Here is a 17768-nt window from a genome sequence, read left to right on the forward strand (position 1 = left end):
AGTGAGGGGGTTTGGGAGCGCTCCCACAAACCATCGCACGGAAAGTTACCCATGTAAATATGGCCGGGCGCCCCGCGAGGAGTGCCCGGCCATCGATCAGATCAGGCTCAGCCCGTGTTGCGCATGCCCGCCGCGATGCCGTTGACCGAGGTCAGCAGCGCCCGCTCGAGCGCCGTCGAGTCGGACGGCGCCCGCCGCGCCCCCACGCCCACCTGAAGCTGGCGGTCCGCCTCGTTGAGCTCGCGGTACTGTCTCAGCAGCGCCACCTGGAGGTGGTGCAGCGGCTCCAGGTACGTGTCCCGGACGCCCAGCGTGCGCTTGAGCTCCGGCTGCCCCTCCAGCAGGTCGGACGTGCCGGTGATGGCCAGCACCTCGCGCACCGTCAGCTCGTACTCGGCCTGGATCGTCGCGAAGATCGGGTGCAGATGCTCCGGTACCAGCGTCTCGACGTAGCGCTTGGCGATCGACAGGTCGGTCTTGGTCAGCATCATCTCGACGTTCGACAGGAACGTCTTGAAGAACTGCCAGTCGCCGTACATCTCCGCCAGAACCTCGGTCTTGCCCGCCTCGCGGGCCGCCTTGAGGCCGGAGCCCACGCCGAACCAGCCCGGCACGATCTGCCGCGTCTGGGTCCAGCCGAACACCCACGGGATGGCCCGCAGGCCGCCCAGCCCGGCGTCCGCGTTCGGCCGCTTCGACGGGCGGGAGCCGATGTTCAGCGCGCCCAGCAGCTCCGTCGGCGTAGCCGCCCAGAAGTAGGCCGGAAGATCGGGATTTTCGACCAGGCTGCGGTACGTGCCGAAGGCCGCCTCCGAGGCGCAGTCCATGGTCGCGTCCCAGCGGGCGAGCCGCTCCTGGTCGACCGACGGCTCGGTGTGCAGCAGCGTCGCCTGCAGGACCGCGGCCACGGTCAGTTCCAGGTTTTCCCGGGCCAGGGCCGGGATCGTGTATTTGTCGCTGATGACCTCGCCCTGCTCGGTCACCTTGATCGCGCCGTCGAGCGTGCCGTACGGCTGGGCCAGGATCGCCTCGTGGGTGGGGCCGCCACCACGGCCCACCGTGCCGCCCCGGCCGTGGAACAGGCGCAGCCGCACACCGTGCCGGGCCGCCACGTCACGCAGCTTGCGCTGCGCCTTGTGGATGCCCCACTGGCTGGTGGTGATGCCGCCTTCCTTGTTCGAGTCGGAGTAGCCGAGCATGACCTCCTGCACGTCGCCGCGGGCCCGCACGATCTCGCGGTAGGCCGGCAGCGACAGCATCTCGTCGAGCAGGTCACCGCCCGCGTCGAGCTCGGCCGGCGTCTCCAGCAGCGGCACGATGTTGACCCGGGCCCGTCCGGTGTGGATGTCGACCAGGCCGGCCTCCCGGGCCAGCACGGCCGCCGCCAGCACGTCGTCGACACCCAGGGTCATCGAGATGATGTACGTCTCGATGACGTCGGCGCCGAACCGGTCCTGCACCTCGCGGATCGTGTTGAACACGTCGAACGTCTTGCGGGCCGAGTCGGTGAGCGGGGTGTCGGCGCTGGCCAGCGGACGACGGCCGGTCAGCTCGGTGGCGAGCAGCTTCGTGCGGTCGGCCCGGTCGAGCGCGGCGTAGTCGTCGACCTCGCCGACCTGCGCGTACATCTGCTGGAGCACCTCGTGGTGCTTCTCCGCGTGCTCACGCACGTCGAGCGTGGCCAGCTGGAGGCCGAAGGCCGACACCGTGCGGATGGTCGTGGCGACCACGCCGACCGCGGTGAGCTGGCCCGAGTTGCGGGCCAGCGAGGCCCGCATCAGCTCGAGGTCGCTGATCAGCTCGTCGCTGCCCAGGTAGTCGCGGCCGGGCACGTGGGCCGTGCCGTTGCGCAGGCGCTCGCGGGTGTTGGCCAGCTTCGCCTTGATCGCGCGGACCTTGAGACGGTACGGCTCCTCGGCGTTCGTCCGGCGGAAGCGGGGCGCCACCTCGGGCAGGTTGTCGAGATCCTTGGCCAGCGACGCCGACAGGTCGAGGGAGACCCCGCGCAGCCGGCGCGACACCGACAGCACGTCGATCAGCTGGTCCATGGCCGCCTCGGTGGCCTGGATGCCGTGCTCGTGCTGGATCAGCAGCACGTCGCGGGTGACGGCGGGCGTGACGAACGGGTTGCCGTCGCGGTCGCCGCCGATCCACGAGCCGAAGGTGAGCGGCCGGGCCGTAGGCGCGGTCTCCACGCCGAGCTGGCGCAGCGTCTCGGCCAGGTCGGAGAGCACCTGCGGGGCGGCCTCGGCGTAGAGGTCACGCAGGTAGTAGACCGCGTTGCGGGCCTCGTCGGTCGGCTCGGGCCGGTCGAGGCGCAGCTCGTCGGTCTGCCACAGCAGGTCGATGAGCTCGGCGAACTTGCGCGTCGAGGCGGTGGTGTCGGCCTGGCCGTAGAGGATCGCGTCGGACGCCTCGGCGTCCAGGGTGTCGGCCAGCTGGCGCAGCTTCGACAGGATCGAGCGCCGGGACGCCTCGGTCGGGTGCGCGGTGAAGACCGGCCGCACCGCGAGCCGGCGGGCGGCCGCGGCCACCTCGTCCGACGGCACGCCCTTCTCGGCGATCAGCTTGGCCGCCTGGTCGAGCCAGCCGCCGTCGCGGGCGCGGCGCCGGCGCAGGTCGCGGGCCCGGTGCACCTGCTCGGTGATGTTGGCCAGGTGGAAGTACGTGGAGAACGCGCGGGCCAGCTTGGTGCCGGTGGTGATGTCCATGGCGGCGAGGCGGTCGGCCGCGGCCTGCGCGTCCTGGCGGACCAGGGCGCGTACCTCCTCGACCAGATCGAGGAGGGGACGGCCCTCCTGGCGGGCCAGGGTCTGGCCCAGCAGCGTGCCGATCCGGCGGATGTCCGCGCGCAGGGCGGCGTCGGGGCCGTCAGGATCTAGGTGGCCGTGCAGGTCTGCCATCGGGGGCGCTCCTTCGCCTCAAGGTGCTCCAGGACAGCGCTGTCCCGACTTCGCCGATCGTATCGGCGTGGCCCCACCGCCGGGCAAACTGAGGGAAGTCTCACCTCGCCCGGGCGGAATCAGGCCGAGACCGGGATCGCGGGACGCAGGAGGCGGCGAGGAACGCTGACCGTCTCGAAGAGCAGACGCGCGGGCGTGCCGGAAGGGCGCGTCTTGTGCACGAAGGCGTGCCGGGCGGCCGCGAAGCCGGAGCGGTCGGCGTACATGTCGCGGCTCATCTCGGCCAGCTCACGGGCCTCGTAGACCTCCAGCGGCACGCGCTCGGCGGCCAGGCGCCGCGCCTTCGCCTGGCGGCGACGGCGGGCGGCGCGCGGGTCACTCTCGCGGTCGGCCAGGTCGGTCAGCCATTCCCCGTACGCCTCGGGATGGCGGGGGCCGACTTCGTCGGCCAGTCCGAGCGTGACCGCCCGGGCGGCGCTGATCGGCAGCTTGCCGTCGGTCAGTTGCTGGGCCTGATCGCCGCCGACCCGGCGCGGGAGCGTGAAGGTGTGCAGCTCCGAGCCGTACAACCCGATGTCGTAATAGGGGTTGAGAATGATCCCGTCGCGGGCCGCCACGATGTCGGCCCCGAGCCCGAGCATCACGCCGCCGGCGCCGGCGCTCCCGGCGTAGGCGGCGATGACGACCTGCCGGGTGCAGGTGACGATCTCGCGGCAGACCTCGTTGATGGCCCGGATGTTGGCCCAGGCGGTGCCGGCCGGGTCGGGCGCGGCCTCGGCGAGGTTGAGGTGGATGCCGTTGCTGAACGCGTCGGTCCCGCTGCGCAGCACCAGCACGTTGGTGTCCTGATCGGCGGCGTGCCGCAGGCCGGCCAGCAGCCGCCGGCAGTGCCCGGGGGCCATGGCGCCGTTGTAGAAGTCGAAGCTGAGCCAGCCGACCCGCCCGGATCGCCGGTAGCGGACCTGGCGATAGGCGGCCGGCGACTCGGGCTCGGCGCCGACCGGCGAGGGGGAGTGGGGCACGCCGCGCAGGCGGGACCCGAGCAGCGTCGTCGAGGGCAGCTTGATCCGGGCCCGCGGATGCCCCGGGTCGGCCGCGCGCAGGTGGCCGAGCCAGAGGCTCCCGTCGCCGGTGCCGACCAGCACGGCGCCCTGCCGGCGGCTGAGGATCTGGCCGGGTCGCACCTTGCGGGCCAGGCCGGGCGTGGCGTCGTACGCGAAGACCGGAAGACCGCCGATCTCCGTACGCACCCCGGGGGCCCCGTCGGCGGCCCGGATCGCCCGGAGGATCCGCTCGGTGGGATCGCTCCAGTCGAAGGCGCGGTCGGCCTGGGTCATGAGCGGCCGCGGCCGCGATTCCTTCTGCGCGGCCGGCTGGAAGGAGGGGTCGGCCGCCTTGGTCACGACCTCGAGGACGCACTCCATGGCGGCGTCGGCCACCGGCCCGTTGTAGAGCGACGACTTGCGGGGCGGGGCGGACGGCATGGCGAAGGTGCGGGTGGCCCAGATCGGCCCGGCGTCCATCTCCTCGACGGCCTGGAGCGCGGTGACGCCCCAGCTGCGCGCGCCCTCGGCGATGGCCCAGTCCAGCGAGGACGGCCCCCGGTCGCCGGCCGGGCCGGGATGGATGATCACCGTGCGCCAGTGCCGCCAGACCTCGGCGGGCACTCTGTCCTTGAGGAAGGGGCAGATGATGAGCTCGGGCTCGGCCCGCCGGACGCCGTCGATGATGTCGGCCGCGCCGGTCGCGAGCTGCACACCGACGTCGTGTCCGTCCTCGCGCAGCGCACACCAGGCACGCTGGGTGAGGCCGTTGAACGCCGTAACGAGCAGCAGGATTCGCACGTTGGCCTCCCAGAGAGATGAGCTTCCCCAGGCTTCACCCGATATAGACACTTATGTCGGACATATTGTGCGGCGGCTAAATGTCGGAGGGCCGGACTAGACTTGCCGTCGTACCCCCGCCCCCTCCGGGCGTTTGGGGTTTTTCGACGTGGGGTTTTCGTCATGCAGCTTTCCGGTCTGATCCCGGCCGCCCTCCGCGATCGCGGCCTCGCGCGCGCCCGCGACCTGGCGCGCAAGGGCTTCGTCGACTCCGATTCACTAGATCTGACCGCGCCCGCCTCGCTGCGGCCGTTCCTGGTCGCCACCGTCGCCGACAGCGCTTCGCGCCCGGTCCTGGCGGTCACGGCCACCAGCCGCGAGGCCGACGACCTGGCCGACGCGCTCGGCTGCCTGCTCCCGGCCGACCGGGTCGTGGTCTACCCCTCCTGGGAGACGCTGCCGCACGAGCGGCTCTCCCCTCGCTCCGACACGGTCGGCCGCCGTCTGGCCGTGCTGCGCCGGCTGGCCCACCCCGCCCCCGGCGAGGAGATCCAGGTCGTCGTGGCGCCCGTGCGCTCCGTCCTCCAGCCGCAGCTCAAGGGCCTGGGTGACCTCGAGCCGGTCGAGCTGACCACCGGGGGCGAGGCCGAGCTCGAGGGCGTCGCGCGCCGGCTCACCGACATGGCGTACGCCCGGGTCGACCTGGTGACCAAGCGCGGCGAGTTCGCCGTCCGGGGCGGCATCCTCGACGTCTTCCCGCCCACCGACGAGCACCCGTCGCGGGTCGAGTTCTGGGGTGACGAGGTCGAGGAGATCCGCACCTTCGCCGTGGCCGACCAGCGCACCATCGACCCGGTCTCTTCTTTGTGGGCGCCGCCCTGTCGTGAGCTGCTGTTGACGCCCGCTGTCCGCGCCAAGGCGGCCTCTATCGCGGCCGACCACCCGGAATTGTCGGAAATTCTGGACAAATTGGCAGAAGGTATCCCGGTCGAGGGCATGGAATCGCTGGCGCCGGCCCTGCTCGACGGCACCGACAGCATGGAGCTCCTGCTCGACTGCATGCCGGCCGACACCCACGTTCTGCTCTGCGATCCGGAGCGCATCCGCACGAGGGCCCACGACCTCACCCGTACCTCCGCGGAATTTCTCGAAGCCTCCTGGGCCGCGGCCGCCGTGGGCGGTCAGGCGCCGATCGATGTCGGCGCCGCCGCTTTCAAAACCCTTGCTGATGTACGGGCCCACGCCGCGACCCTGCGCCAACCGTGGTGGACGGTGTCGCCGTTCGGCCTGGTCGAGTCCGAGTCCCCGGCTGAAGATCAACCCTGGCTGGAGACCCCCGCGGTCGAGGTCTCGCCCGACACCGGCGACGCGATCGCGCTGGCCGCCCAGCCCGTCCCGCTCTATCACGGCGACACCGCCAAGCTCGCGGCCGACCTGCACGACTGGGCCGCCGCCGGCTGGGCCATCGCGCTGGTCTTCGAGGGGCACGGCACCGCGCAGCGGGCCACCGAGGTGCTGCGCGACGCCGGCCTGGGCGTCACCCCGGTCGAGTCGCTCGAAGAGCCGATCGAGCCCGGCCAGCTGATCGTCACCTGCGGCGGGCTCAACCACGGCTTCATCGACGAGGCCTCGCAGCTCGCGGTCATCACCGGCAACGACATCACCGGCGGCCGCGGCGCGTCCACCAAGGACATGCGCAAGATGCCGTCGCGGCGGCGCAACACGATCGACCCGCTCGAGCTCAAGCCGGGCGACCACGTGGTGCACGAGCAGCACGGCATCGGGCGCTACGTCGAGCTGGTGCAGCGCACGGTCAACGGCGCCGACCGCGAATACATCGTGCTCGAATACGCGGCGTCCAAGCGGGGCCAGCCCGGCGACCGGCTCTACGTGCCGACCGACCAGCTCGACCAGCTCTCCCGCTACGTCGGCGGCGAGTCGCCGGCGCTGCACAAGATGGGCGGCGCCGACTGGCAGAAGAGCAAGGCCCGCGCCCGCAAGGCGGTCAAGGAGATCGCGGCCCAGCTCATCCAGCTCTACGCGGCCCGGCAGGCCTCCAAGGGCCACTCGTTCGGCCCGGACACGCCATGGCAGCGCGAGCTGGAGGACGCCTTCCCCTATCAGGAGACGCCCGACCAGCTGGCCGCCATCTCCGAGGTCAAGCACGACATGGAGCTGTCGGTCCCGATGGACCGCCTGATCTGCGGCGACGTCGGATACGGCAAGACCGAGATCGCTGTGCGGGCCGCCTTCAAGGCCGTCCAGGACGGCAAGCAGGTGGCCGTGCTGGTGCCGACCACGCTGCTGGCCCAGCAACACTTCAACACGTTCACCGAGCGCATGTCCCAGTTCCCGCTCGCCATCAAGCAGTTGTCCCGCTTCCAGACGCCGGCCGAGGCCCGCCTGACCCTCGAGGAGGCGGCGAACGGCACCGCCGACATCGTGATCGGCACCCACCGGCTGCTGGCCAACTCGACCAAGTTCAAAAACCTCGGCCTGATCATCGTGGACGAGGAGCAGCGCTTCGGCGTCGAGCACAAGGAGCAGCTCAAGGCCCTGCGCGCCTCGGTCGACGTGCTGACCATGTCGGCCACGCCGATCCCGCGCACCCTGGAGATGGCGATCACCGGCATCCGCGAGATGTCGACCATCGCCACCCCGCCCGAGGAGCGCCACCCGGTGCTCACCTTCGTCGGCGCCCACGACGAGAAGCAGGTGGCGGCGGCCGTCCACCGCGAGCTGCTCCGCGACGGCCAGGTCTTCTACCTGCACAACCGGGTCGAGTCGATCGACAAGGCGGCCCGCAAGCTGCGCGAGCTGGTCCCCGAGGCCCGGGTCGCGGTGGCGCACGGGCAGATGAGCGAGGAGCAGCTGGAAAAGGTCATGGTCGGCTTCTGGGAGAAGGAGTTCGACGTCCTGGTCTGCACCACGATCGTCGAGTCCGGCATCGACATCCCGAACGCCAACACGCTGATCGTCGAGCGGGCCGACCTGCTCGGCCTGGCCCAGCTCCACCAGATCCGGGGCCGGGTCGGCCGGGGCCGCGAGAGGGCGTACGCCTACTTCCTCTACCCGCCGGAGAAGCCGCTCACCGAGCAGGCCCACGAGCGCCTGGCCACCATCGCCCAGCACACGGAGCTCGGCGCCGGCATGTACGTGGCGATGAAGGACCTGGAGATCCGCGGCGCCGGAAACCTGCTGGGCGGCGAGCAGTCCGGCCACATCGAGGGCGTCGGCTTCGACCTGTACGTCCGGATGGTCGGCGAGGCGGTGCAGGCCTTCAAGGGCGAACGCCCCGAGGAGGAGCCCGAGGTGAAGATCGACCTGCCGGTCGACGCCCACCTGCCGGTCGAATACATCGCGGTCGAGCGCCTGCGCCTGGAGATGTACCGCAAGCTGGCCGAGGCCCGCGACGAGGAGAAGCTGCGCGAGGTCGTGGCCGAGATGACCGACCGCTACGGCGAGCCGCCGGCCCAGGTGGCCAACCTGATCGCGGTGGCACGCTTCCGGCAGCGGGCCCGGGCGTACGGCCTCACGGACGTCTCGATGCAGGGCAAGCACATCCGCTTCTCCCCGCTGCCCCTGCCCGACTCGAAGCAGATGCGCCTGAAGCGCTACCACCCCGACTCGGTCTACAAGCCGGCCAACGACCAGGTCAGCGTCCCCCGCCCGAGCACCCGCCGCCTGGGCGGCGAGCCGCTGCGCGACCAGGCCCTGCTGGAGTGGTGCGCCCAGCTCCTGACCGACGTCCTGGGCGAGGTGGTGAAGGCCTCAGTTTGACGGGTCGCGGCGGGGCGGGTGACGTGGGTCATAACCCTCGTGAGAGAGTCATGGCCATGCAGCGTGCCCGCCGACTCGCATCCATGGTTGTCGTCGCGTCCCTGAGCGTGGCCGGACTGTCCGCCTGCCGCAGCGAGCCCTCGGTGGCCGCTTACGTGGGCGACTCCGGCCGCGTCACCGAGAAGCGCGTCCAGCAGATCTACGACGACGCCCGTACGGCCCTGACCGACGCCGGGGCCAGGGGCGCCGTGCCGATCTCGCGCGGCGACATCGTGCGGACGCTGGTCAGCGTCGACGTGATGAGCCGGGTGGCGAAGAACGAGAACGTCACCCTGCCGACGAACCTGCCGCTGGGCGACTACGCGACCCAGCTGAAGCTGCCGGAGAAGGCGGAGTACGTGCGGCTCTACGCCGAGTCGGACGCCCTGATCCGCCTGCTCCGCGAGCGGGCGGGCTCGTCGTCGGCCCAGCCCGGCGATGAAGACCTCCAGGGGGTCTACGACACGCTGCGCAGCGCCGGCGAGGTCGACCCGGCAATGACGTTCGAGCAGTTCAAGACCCAGCTGCCGGCCGAGAACCAGCAGCTGGTCTCCACATCGGCCGCGGTCCGCGACGAGGTGGCCACGGCCGCGGACGACCTGAAGATCAAGGTCAACCCCCGCTACCAGCCGCTCCAGATCTCGGTCCTGGACTTCCAGACCCAGAACGGCGAGCTGCGCCCGCTGGTCACGGTCCCGCTGGGCGCCGCCGACGCCGGCGCCCCGGTGATCGAGGTCCCCTGACCCCTGGCAGAGTTGGCGGCATGACCGCGCGGATCATCCTGCTCGTAACCTCACCCCGCCTGCCGGCAGGCTTGCTGACGGCCGCCGCGTGGGACACGGTCCGCGCCCACCCGGTCTTCACCGCCACCGAGTCCGCCCAATCCGCGGCCTTGCAAGCGAGCGGCGTCCCGGTGACGGTCATCGACCCGAACCCGGAGACGCTGCTCGCCGCCCTCGGCATCCCCTCCTCACCGACCAGCAACCCCACTCTGCTCGATGGCGCCCTCACCGGCCCCGCCGGCATCCCCACCTTCTTGGGCATCCCTGCCGCCCCCGCCTCCGCGAGCGCCGCCCCCGCCTCCGCGAGCGCCGCCCCCGCCTCCGCGAGCGCCGCCCCCGCCTCCGCGAGCGCCGCCCCCGCGCCCTCCTCTTCGGACATTTCCGGAATGTCAGGCGAGCGGGCCGTTGTTTGGCTTGCCGGGCCTGATGGGGACGAGAGCTTCGCCCGTTCTCTGGGTCTTCGCCTCGCGCGGGAGCCCGGTCTCGCCGAGCTCGAGCTCATGTACGGCTCCTGGGATCCGCCCGGCGCCCGCCTTCTGGACGCCGTGGCGGTGATGGACCAGCTCGTCTCGCCCGGCGGCGATCCCTGGAAGCGCCAGCAGAACCACCAGTCCCTCGCGACCTACCTTCTCGAGGAGGCCTACGAGGCGTACGACACGATCGAGGCCGGTGACACCGACGCGCTTCGGGAGGAGCTTGGCGACGTACTGCTGCAAATTCTCCTGCATGCGCGCCTGGCCGAAGAGCATCCCGAGGACGAGCGCTGGAGCATCGACGACGTCGCGGGCGGCTTCGTCGAGAAGATGATCCGCCGGAATCCGCATGTCTTCGCCGGTGAGGCCGTCGCCGACATCGAGGAGATCACCGCGAACTGGGAACGCATCAAAAAAGCCGAAAAATCCCGCCAATCGGTGCTGGACGGCGTTGCTCTCTCTCAGCCGGCGCTTGCATTAACAGCCAAGATCCTTTCCCGTACGCAACGTGCGGGCCTCGATGTGCCGCTGCCCACCGGCGACGACGTCGGATCGCGGCTGCTCCGCCTCGTCGCCGAGTCGCCCGACGCCGAACACCTTCTGCGTCAGGCCGCCCTCGCCTATGCCGACGCGGTGCGGGCGCAAGAAATTGTCCGACCCCCCGAGTAAGTTTCACCGCATGCCGGAGTTCGTACCGCTAGCCGAGCGCATCGTCGACGCCATCCTCGAGTCCGAGCCGGGGCTCGCCACTGAGACGGGCGACCACCGTTTCGACGACCGCATGCCCGACCTCTCGCCGGGCGCCGTCACCGCCAAGGTCGCCATGCTGCGTGACGCCGCCGACGCCCTGTCCGGCGTCGACGCCGATGGTCTCGAGCCCGAGGAGCAGGTCGACCACGCGATCCTCGCCGCCATCGTCGAGCGGGGGCTGTTCGAGGCCACCGACGTCCGCGAGCACGAGTGGAATCCGCTGCACCACAACCCCGGCCCCCTGCTGCATGCCCTTCTGTCGCGCCAGTTCGCCCCGGCCGAGGAGCGCCTCACCAGCCTGGCCGGCCGCCTGGCCGCCATCCCCGACGCTCTGGCCACCGCCCGCGCCGTCCTGCGCGATGTGCCGCGTGTCCACGCCGAGACCGCGGTCGGCCAGTTCGCCGGCACCGCCGGCCTGATCCGCGACGAGCTTCCGCTGCTGCTGGAGCAGGAGCCCGGCATGGCCGCCACCGTCGAGCCGGCCGCGGCCACCGCTCTGGCCGCCCTGTCCGAGTTCGACGGCTGGCTCCGCGCCCAGCTCGACGGCAACGAGCCCGGCCGCGATCCCCGCCTGGGCCGGCGCCTGTGGGAGGCCCGGCTCTGGCACACGCTCGACACCGAGCTTCCCGCCGCCGAGGTCCTGTCCCGCGCCCGCGAAAACCTGGCCCGCGTCGGCGAGCAGCTCCGCCAGGCCTCGGCCGAGCTGGTCGGCGGCCCGGCCACCGACGAGACGGTCCGCCGCGCCCTCGGCAGCCTGGCCGCGCAGCATCCGGCCGACGACACGATCGTCGGCCTGGCCCGCGTGACCATGGACGAGGCCACCGAGTTCGTCCGCAAACACGACGTGCTCACCCTGCTCGACGACCCTCTGGTCATCGAGGAGATGCCCGAGTTCGCCCGCGGTGTGGCCGTCGCGTACTGCGATCCGCCCGGCCCGCTGGAGACCGCCGAGGTGCCCACGTTCTACTGCATCTCGCCGACCCCCGCCGACTGGCCGGCCGAGCGCGTCGAGTCGTTCTACCGCGAATACAACGACCACATGATCAGAGACCTCACGGTCCACGAGGCCATGCCCGGCCACTTCCTCCAGCTGGCACACGCCCGCCGCTTCCGCGCCGCCACCCGGGTCCGCTCGATGGGCTGGTCGGGCCCGTTCGTCGAGGGCTGGGCCGTCTACGCCGAGGAGCTCATGGCCGACCTGGGCTTCGGCGGCCTGCCGGTCCGCTTGCAGCAGCTCAAGATGCAGCTCCGCATGAGCCTGAACGCCATCATCGACCAGTTGGTCCACTGCGAAGACCTCCCACAGTCCGAGGCCATGGCCCTGATGACCGGCCCCGGCTTCCAGGAGGAGGGCGAGGCCGCCGGCAAGTGGCGCCGAGCCCTGCTGACGTCCACCCAGCTCTCCACGTACTTCGTCGGCTACACGGAGGTGGCCGCAGTGGCCGCCGCCCGCCCGTTCGGCGCGACCCCCAAGGCGTGGCACGACGCCATGCTGGCCCACGGCTCTCCGCCCCCACGCCACTTGCGCACCCTCCTCGGCGTCTGACCGCCGCCGGTGCCGCCCAGGCTCGCCGAGCTTCCACCGCCCGGCGAGCCGCGCCCGCCCCTGCCCTTCGCGGCGCCTTTGCCCGCGCCGTGCCCGCGTCGCGCCCGTGCCCGCGTCGCGCCCGTGCCCGCGTCGCGCCTCTGCCCCCGCGGCTCTGTCCGTGCCCGCGCGGTGCCCACGCCGCGCTTCTGCCCGCGCCTGCCCCTCCGCCCGCGCTGAGCCCAACCCCGTGCCCGCGCGGTGCCCACGCCGCGCTTCTGCCCGCGCCCGCCCCTCCGCCCGCGCTGAGCCCCACCCCGTGCCCGCGCCGTGCCCTCGGCCAGGCGGGAAGTCGCGCCGTGCCTCGGGCTGGGCGGGGAAGTTGCGCCTCGCCTCGGATCGGGCAGGGAAATCGCGCGTGAGCTGGGCGAGGGAGCCGCGCCCGAATCGCACCTTCGATCGTATGACCCTTGTGGACGATTGGCGTCGAGATGCACCCCCACCGCTACCGGGGCCGGACGCCAAGGGTGGCCTTGCGCCGCCTCCGGCAACGTCTCCGCCACCCAGCGCCTCGCCGCCAAGGCCTGCATGATCCGGCAGCCCGCAAACTCGATCGGACCGTGCAGGGTGACCGACTTCGCCGCCGAAACCGATGACCAGGGCAGCGTCACCTCGATCGGCCTGGTCATCGACACGAACGCCCTGACCTACAAGTCCGCCATGACCTTCAGCGGTCACGAGCCCTTCGCCACCCGCGGACGTCAAAGAATAGAAAATTACATTAACTATTCCTTGAATCAACCTCTGTCGATGCTTCAGGATGAGTGCCAGCGGCGCCGCTTCCCCGACCGTCCTCATCCCCCGAGGTACCTGACATGAGTCTGCTCAGACGTGTCCTCATCGCACTCCTGGCGGCCGCCGCCGTGCTCGTCGTGCCCACCCCCGCCCGTGCCGCCGCGCCGTTCAAGGTGCTCGCGTTCTACAACGGGACCTGGGATGCCGCGCACATCGACTTCGACAAGGAAGCGCGGGAATGGTTCCCGCAGGCCGGCGCCCAGAACGGCTTCACCTGGGAGGCCACCACCGACTGGAGCCGGCTCAGCGCGACCGGCCTGGCCGGCTACAAGGTCATCATGTTCCTGGACGACGCGCCGCCGGCCGATCGGCGGGCCGCCTTCCAGCAGTACATGCAGAACGGCGGCGCCTGGCTCGGCTTCCACGTCAGCGCCTTCACCACCGACGCCAACAGCTGGAGCTGGTACTACAACACGTTCCTCGGCTCCGGCAACTTCGCCACCAACACCTGGGGCCCCACCGCCGAGACGCTGCGGCTCGGCGCCCACCCGACCACCTCGGCCCTGCCCGCCACGATCCCGTCGTCGGTCAGCGAGTGGTACTCGTGGAGCCGCGACCTGCGCCAGAACCCCGACATCGACATCCTGGCCTCGATCGACGCCGCCAGCTTCCCGGTCGGCACCGACCCGAATCAGCAGTGGCGCTCCGGTTATTACCCGTTGATCTGGTCCAACCGGAACTACAAGATGATCTACACGAACTTCGGGCACAACGGCATGAATTACGAGACCAACACGCGTACGTCCTCGACCTTTGCCAGTCCTCAGCAGAACCGATGGCTCATCGACAGCATCCTGTGGCTGGCCGGCGAGAGCGGCGGCGGCGAACCTCCGGCCGAGCAGCCCATCGACCCCGCCGCCTGGTACCCGGTCGTCAGCAAGAACAGCGCCAAATGCGTCGACGCCCGATCCGCCGGCACGGTCAACGGCACACCGATTCAGCAGTACGCCTGCAATTCGAGCACCGCGCAGCAGTACCAGTTCACCCCCACCGACAGCGGCTATGTCCGCATCGCCAACCGCGGCAACGCCGCCCAGGTTCTCGACGTGACCAATGTGTCCACAGCCGACAACGCCAAGATTCAGACTTGGTCGTACGGCGGGGGAGCGAACCAGCAGTGGCAGCCGGTCAGCGAGGGTGGCGGCTACTACCACTTCGTGAACCGCAACAGCGGCAAGTGCCTGGACGTCCCCGCCGCTTCTCAGGCCGACAGCGTCCAACTGGTCCAGTACGCCTGCAACGGCACGGCAGCACAAAGTTTCCGCCTCACGCGATAGTCCTAACTCCCCCATCGCTCGGGGGGACTGCCGGATCGGCTCGCATCGAGATTCTTCATACCGTCGGGATGTCCATGTGATTCCCGACGGGGGGAGTGAACCATGCGAGGCAGAGGAGCCGTGGCCGTCGCGCTGGCCGCCACATTGATCGCCGGGGCGGCGTCCCCGGCATTCGCGGCCGGCGGGCACGACAGGCTTCAGGCCGCCGCCGACGATCTGCACGGGCTCGGCATCACGGGGGTGCAGGGCCTGAGCCGTGCCGGCGGCGACACCGACCGGGCCCGGGCCGGCGCCGGCGACCTGACCACGGGTGCGCCGGTGCCGGCCGAGGGCCATTTCCGGATGGGCAGCAACACCAAGACCTTCACCGCCGTGGTCGTCCTCCAGCTGGCCGCCGAGCGCCGCCTCTCGCTGGACGACCGGGTCGACCGCTGGCTGCCGGGCGTCGTCTCCGGCAACGGCAACGACGGGCGCCGTATCACGATCCGCCAGCTCCTTCAGCACACCAGCGGCCTCTACAACTACACCAACGACCTTCCGGGCCTGGAGTCGTACGAGGGATATCTGGCCCATCGCTTCGACCACTACGACATGGCCGATCTGGTCGCTCTCGCGATGAAGCACGAACCCCTCTTCACGCCGGGCACGAGCTGGGACTACTCCAACACCAACTACATCCTGGCCGGCATGATCATCGAAAAGGCCACCGGCCGTACATGGTCGTCGGAGGTCCACGACCGCATCATCCGCCCGCTCGGCCTGCGGCACACTTCGTACCCCGGCGACCGCCCCACCCTGCCGGCCCCGCACGCGAAGGCCTACCAGCAGTGGACTCCGGACGGCCCGCTGTATGACACGACCCTTTTCAACCCGACCGCCGCCTCCGCCGCCGGCGGCCTGATCACCACTCCCGCCGACCTGGCCCGTTTCTGGCAGGCCCTCCAGCGGGGCCGCCTGCTGCCCCCGCGCCAGATGGCCGAGATGCACCGCACGGTCCCGGCCGAGACATGGCAGGACGGCACCCGCTACGGCCTGGGCATCGAGTTCATCCCGAACCGCTGCGGCGGCTACTGGGCACACGGCGGCGACGTCCCCGGCTCCCACACCGCCAACGGCGTCAGTCCCACCGGCCACCGCGTGGTCGTCCTGTCGATGACCACCCAGCCCGCCTCCGACGAGACCGCTCAGGCCGTCCAGCAGCGAACCACCCAGCTCATGGACGACATGATCTGCGGCCCACGCTAGGCCGGCGCGAGCAGCAGGATCCTGTGGGCGTCGGCGACGGCGAGGACGCGCCCGTCCGGGCTGAACTCGACATCGCCGCCGCCCACCCAGGCCGAGGCGACCACCGCGCGCTCGGCCACGTTCCACACCTTGACGGCGCCGGAGCTCTCCGAGGCGGCGACGAGTTGCCCGTCCGGCGAGAAGCTCAGTTCCACTTTCATCGCGCCCGACCGCTGAAGCGTCGCCGGCGGATCGCTGAGACGCCGCAGGTTCCAGACCAGGAGCCGGCCGTCGCTGAGACCCGCCGCCAGCGACGATCCGTCGCGGCTGACGGCCAGGCTGAGGACCCGGGCGTCGCCGTCGCCGGCCGGGAACCGCATCAGATGATCGGGTTGTGGATAGCGGACCACCTCCACTGCCTCGCCCTCCGACCCGGCGACGGCCATCGCGAGCAGGCCGTCGGGGCCGAACCGGGCCTGGCGGGCGGCCGTCGTCACGATGTCCCGGCCGGCGAAGGCGGCATCACCGGCCGACCAGATCCGTACCCCGCCGACGCCGGCGGTCGCCAGCGTCCGGTTGTCGTCGCGCCAGGCGACGGTGAAGTAGCCGGTGCCCTCACTGAGGTTGTCGCTCATCACCCGCCAGTCGGACACGGTCCAGATCCGGATGCTCTGTTCCCCCGAGAATCCGGTGGCGGCCAGCATCCGCCCGTCCGGGCTGTAGGACACGTCGTAGATGTCGGACTCGATGTCGATCCGTCTGAGGCTCGCGCGGCTCTCGAGATCCCAGACCTCCACGTGATCGGCCGCCGTCGCCATCGACTTCCCGTCGGGGTTGAAGGCGATTCCGCGTACGACCCCGGTGGCACCCAGCTCAGCGACCGCTCTCAGGTCTCCCCGCCACACGACGCTCTTCGGCTCGTCGTCCCGGACGGTGTTGCGTATCCAGACCGCCAGGGTTCCGACGATCACGACGATCACCACGGCGATCGCCTCGCCGACCCACTCGCGTCGGCGTGACGGCCTCGCCCGCACCACCACCGGCTCGGCGGCGGTCCGCCGATCACGGGGCCGCGACGGTGCCGTCCGTGGCTCACTGATCGTCTCGCGGGGACGTGACGGCGCCGGGTGTTCCTCGCCTCGCGCGGGCCGGCGGACCTGACCGACGGTGACCAGCAGGGCCGCGAGGCCGATGAAGAAGCTGAGCACGCTGGCGAGCTTGTCGGCGCGGTCGAGCCCGACCCCGAAGACCACCGCCGACCCCAGCACCACCGCCAAGGCGAAGACAACGCGGCTGGTCCGGCTCACTCACTCACGGTAGGGATCGGCATGGCGGATCCGCGTCGTCCGTCCGGTCAGTCCGGAACGGACCGTCGTCGCAGCATGAGCCGGGCCCGCCGGGCGGCGTACAGATTGGTGGCCCCGATCGCGCCGAGCACCACCACGAAAATGGCCACCCGCCCCGACCGCTCGATCGCCACGGCGCCGGCCGCGAACAACGACCACGCCGCCATTCCCAGCCAGGCGGCCACCACGCGGTCCCGGGCGAACAACGGCACGCGCCGGGTGACCGCCCATCCGGCGAAGGCGGCCCAGGCCAGTCCGATGGCGATCAACACCGCAAAGGCGATTTGTGTACGGCCGGGGAGCGCCGCCTCGGTGGCCCACAGCAACCCGATCAACGCGCTGCCCGTCAGGCCCGCCAGCCCCACGGCCACATAGGAGAGACGACGGCGCAGCGACAGCGGTCCTTCGAGTCCTTTCAGGACTTCCTCGGGTGTCATGCCTCGTAGCCCTTTCGGAGAAGTTCCGCGCGCAGCAACCGCCGCGCCCGATCGAGCCTCGACTTGACCGTCCCCACCGGCACCGCGCAGATCTGGGCGCACGCGTCGAGCGGCTGATCCGCGAGGTAGAACAGGATCAGCACCTCGCGCTCGCGGTGCGGCAACGCCGCCAGCGCCCCGTCGATCAGCTCGCGGTCGAGCAGGTCGGGGACCGGGTCACCGGCCGGGTCGACGGGCAGGGAGTCGAGCGGGTCGGTACCGGGCGAGGCGTACGACTGGCGCAGCCGGTTCATCACCGCCCGCCGGGCGATCGCGAAGAGCCAGGGCGCGAAACGATCCGGCTGCCGCAGCCGGGGGAGCCCCCGCACGACCGCCAGCCAGATCTCCTGCACCACGTCGTCGTCGGCCCGTGACAGCATCTTGACCACGTAGCGTTCCACCGCTCCGTGCCAGGCTCGCACCAGCTCGGCGAAGGCTTCCCGCTCGCCCAGCTGGCAGCGCACCACCAGGTCGTCGCTCATGCCCTACTCAGTCGCGGAGCGGGCCGCTCAGGT

General features: G+C 71.0%; 12 protein-coding genes. 7 read left to right on the forward strand and 5 right to left on the reverse strand.

Features of this window, described 5'->3' with window-relative positions:
• Positions 1–107 precede the first annotated feature (107 nt).
• Both ppc and ACFY36_RS49505 read right to left on the reverse strand, forming a co-directional pair.
• Positions 108–2903, reverse strand: coding sequence for a phosphoenolpyruvate carboxylase (ppc, locus tag ACFY36_RS49500; protein ID WP_499752898.1), 2796 nt, complete (start codon positions 2901–2903; stop codon positions 108–110).
• 119 nt (positions 2904–3022) lie between these two features.
• Positions 3023–4747, reverse strand: coding sequence for an enoyl-CoA hydratase-related protein (locus ACFY36_RS49505; RefSeq protein ID WP_499752899.1), 1725 nt, complete (start codon positions 4745–4747; stop codon positions 3023–3025).
• Between the two features lie 162 nt (positions 4748–4909).
• Between ACFY36_RS49505 and mfd the strand changes: the two genes are divergently transcribed.
• From mfd to ACFY36_RS49540, 7 genes are all read left to right on the forward strand, one after another.
• The gene (gene mfd, locus ACFY36_RS49510; protein ID WP_499752900.1) at positions 4910–8506 is read left to right on the forward strand and encodes a transcription-repair coupling factor; all 3597 of its coding nucleotides are present in this window, start codon (positions 4910–4912) and stop codon (positions 8504–8506) included.
• Between the two features lie 83 nt (positions 8507–8589).
• Positions 8590–9288, forward strand: a complete 699-nt coding sequence (locus tag ACFY36_RS49515) for a hypothetical protein (protein ID WP_499752901.1) — start codon at positions 8590–8592, stop codon at positions 9286–9288.
• Between the two features lie 20 nt (positions 9289–9308).
• Positions 9309–10469 carry a nucleoside triphosphate pyrophosphohydrolase gene (locus ACFY36_RS49520; protein ID WP_499752902.1) on the forward strand — a complete coding sequence of 387 codons (1161 nt, stop codon included), beginning with the start codon at positions 9309–9311 and terminating at the stop codon, positions 10467–10469.
• A 10-nt stretch (positions 10470–10479) separates the two neighbouring features.
• A complete protein-coding gene (locus ACFY36_RS49525; RefSeq protein WP_499752903.1) occupies positions 10480–12096 on the forward strand; it encodes a DUF885 domain-containing protein in 1617 nt (538 codons plus the stop codon).
• 606 nt (positions 12097–12702) lie between these two features.
• A complete protein-coding gene (locus tag ACFY36_RS49530; protein ID WP_499752904.1) occupies positions 12703–12954 on the forward strand; it encodes a hypothetical protein in 252 nt (83 codons plus the stop codon).
• Complete coding sequence (locus ACFY36_RS49535) at positions 12951–14207, forward strand: RICIN domain-containing protein (protein WP_499752905.1); 1257 nt, start codon at positions 12951–12953, stop codon at positions 14205–14207. Before ACFY36_RS49530 ends, ACFY36_RS49535 begins: the two co-directional genes overlap by 4 nt.
• Before the next feature lie 102 nt (positions 14208–14309).
• Positions 14310–15452: a serine hydrolase domain-containing protein gene (locus ACFY36_RS49540; RefSeq protein WP_499752906.1), complete on the forward strand. Its 1143-nt coding sequence runs from the start codon at positions 14310–14312 to the stop codon at positions 15450–15452.
• On the opposite strand, the gene ACFY36_RS49545 is transcribed toward ACFY36_RS49540, so the two are convergent.
• Genes ACFY36_RS49545 through ACFY36_RS49555 form a run of 3 tightly spaced genes read right to left on the reverse strand, consistent with a single transcriptional unit; the run spans position 15449 to position 17735 of the window.
• Positions 15449–16738, reverse strand: coding sequence for a WD40 repeat domain-containing protein (locus ACFY36_RS49545; protein ID WP_499752907.1), 1290 nt, complete (start codon positions 16736–16738; stop codon positions 15449–15451). The genes ACFY36_RS49540 and ACFY36_RS49545 overlap by 4 nt on opposite strands.
• 47 nt (positions 16739–16785) lie before the next feature.
• Positions 16786–17214 carry a hypothetical protein gene (locus tag ACFY36_RS49550; protein ID WP_499752908.1) on the reverse strand — a complete coding sequence of 143 codons (429 nt, stop codon included), beginning with the start codon at positions 17212–17214 and terminating at the stop codon, positions 16786–16788.
• Positions 17211–17735, reverse strand: a complete 525-nt coding sequence (locus ACFY36_RS49555; RefSeq protein ID WP_499752909.1) for an RNA polymerase sigma factor — start codon at positions 17733–17735, stop codon at positions 17211–17213. The genes ACFY36_RS49550 and ACFY36_RS49555 overlap by 4 nt, the downstream gene beginning before the upstream one ends.
• Positions 17736–17768: the final 33 nt, after the last annotated feature.

Source organism: Actinoplanes sp. NPDC000266, assembly GCF_042899005.1.
Lineage (GTDB): Bacteria > Actinomycetota > Actinomycetes > Mycobacteriales > Micromonosporaceae > Actinoplanes.

Bases quoted from the DNA above. Each gene is read 5' to 3' on its own strand.
- ppc (WP_499752898.1), bottom strand. From the start codon at position 2,903: ATGGCAGACCTGCACGGCCACCTAGATCCTGACGGCCCCGACGCCGCC.
- ACFY36_RS49520 (WP_499752902.1), top strand. From the start codon at position 9,309: ATGACCGCGCGGATCATCCTGCTCGTAACCTCACCCCGCCTGCCGGCA.
- ACFY36_RS49535 (WP_499752905.1), top strand. From the start codon at position 12,951: ATGAGTCTGCTCAGACGTGTCCTCATCGCACTCCTGGCGGCCGCCGCC.
- mfd (WP_499752900.1), top strand. From the start codon at position 4,910: ATGCAGCTTTCCGGTCTGATCCCGGCCGCCCTCCGCGATCGCGGCCTC.
- ACFY36_RS49555 (WP_499752909.1), bottom strand. From the start codon at position 17,735: ATGAGCGACGACCTGGTGGTGCGCTGCCAGCTGGGCGAGCGGGAAGCC.
- ACFY36_RS49540 (WP_499752906.1), top strand. From the start codon at position 14,310: ATGCGAGGCAGAGGAGCCGTGGCCGTCGCGCTGGCCGCCACATTGATC.
- ACFY36_RS49525 (WP_499752903.1), top strand. From the start codon at position 10,480: ATGCCGGAGTTCGTACCGCTAGCCGAGCGCATCGTCGACGCCATCCTC.
- ACFY36_RS49515 (WP_499752901.1), top strand. From the start codon at position 8,590: ATGGTTGTCGTCGCGTCCCTGAGCGTGGCCGGACTGTCCGCCTGCCGC.
- ACFY36_RS49550 (WP_499752908.1), bottom strand. From the start codon at position 17,214: ATGACACCCGAGGAAGTCCTGAAAGGACTCGAAGGACCGCTGTCGCTG.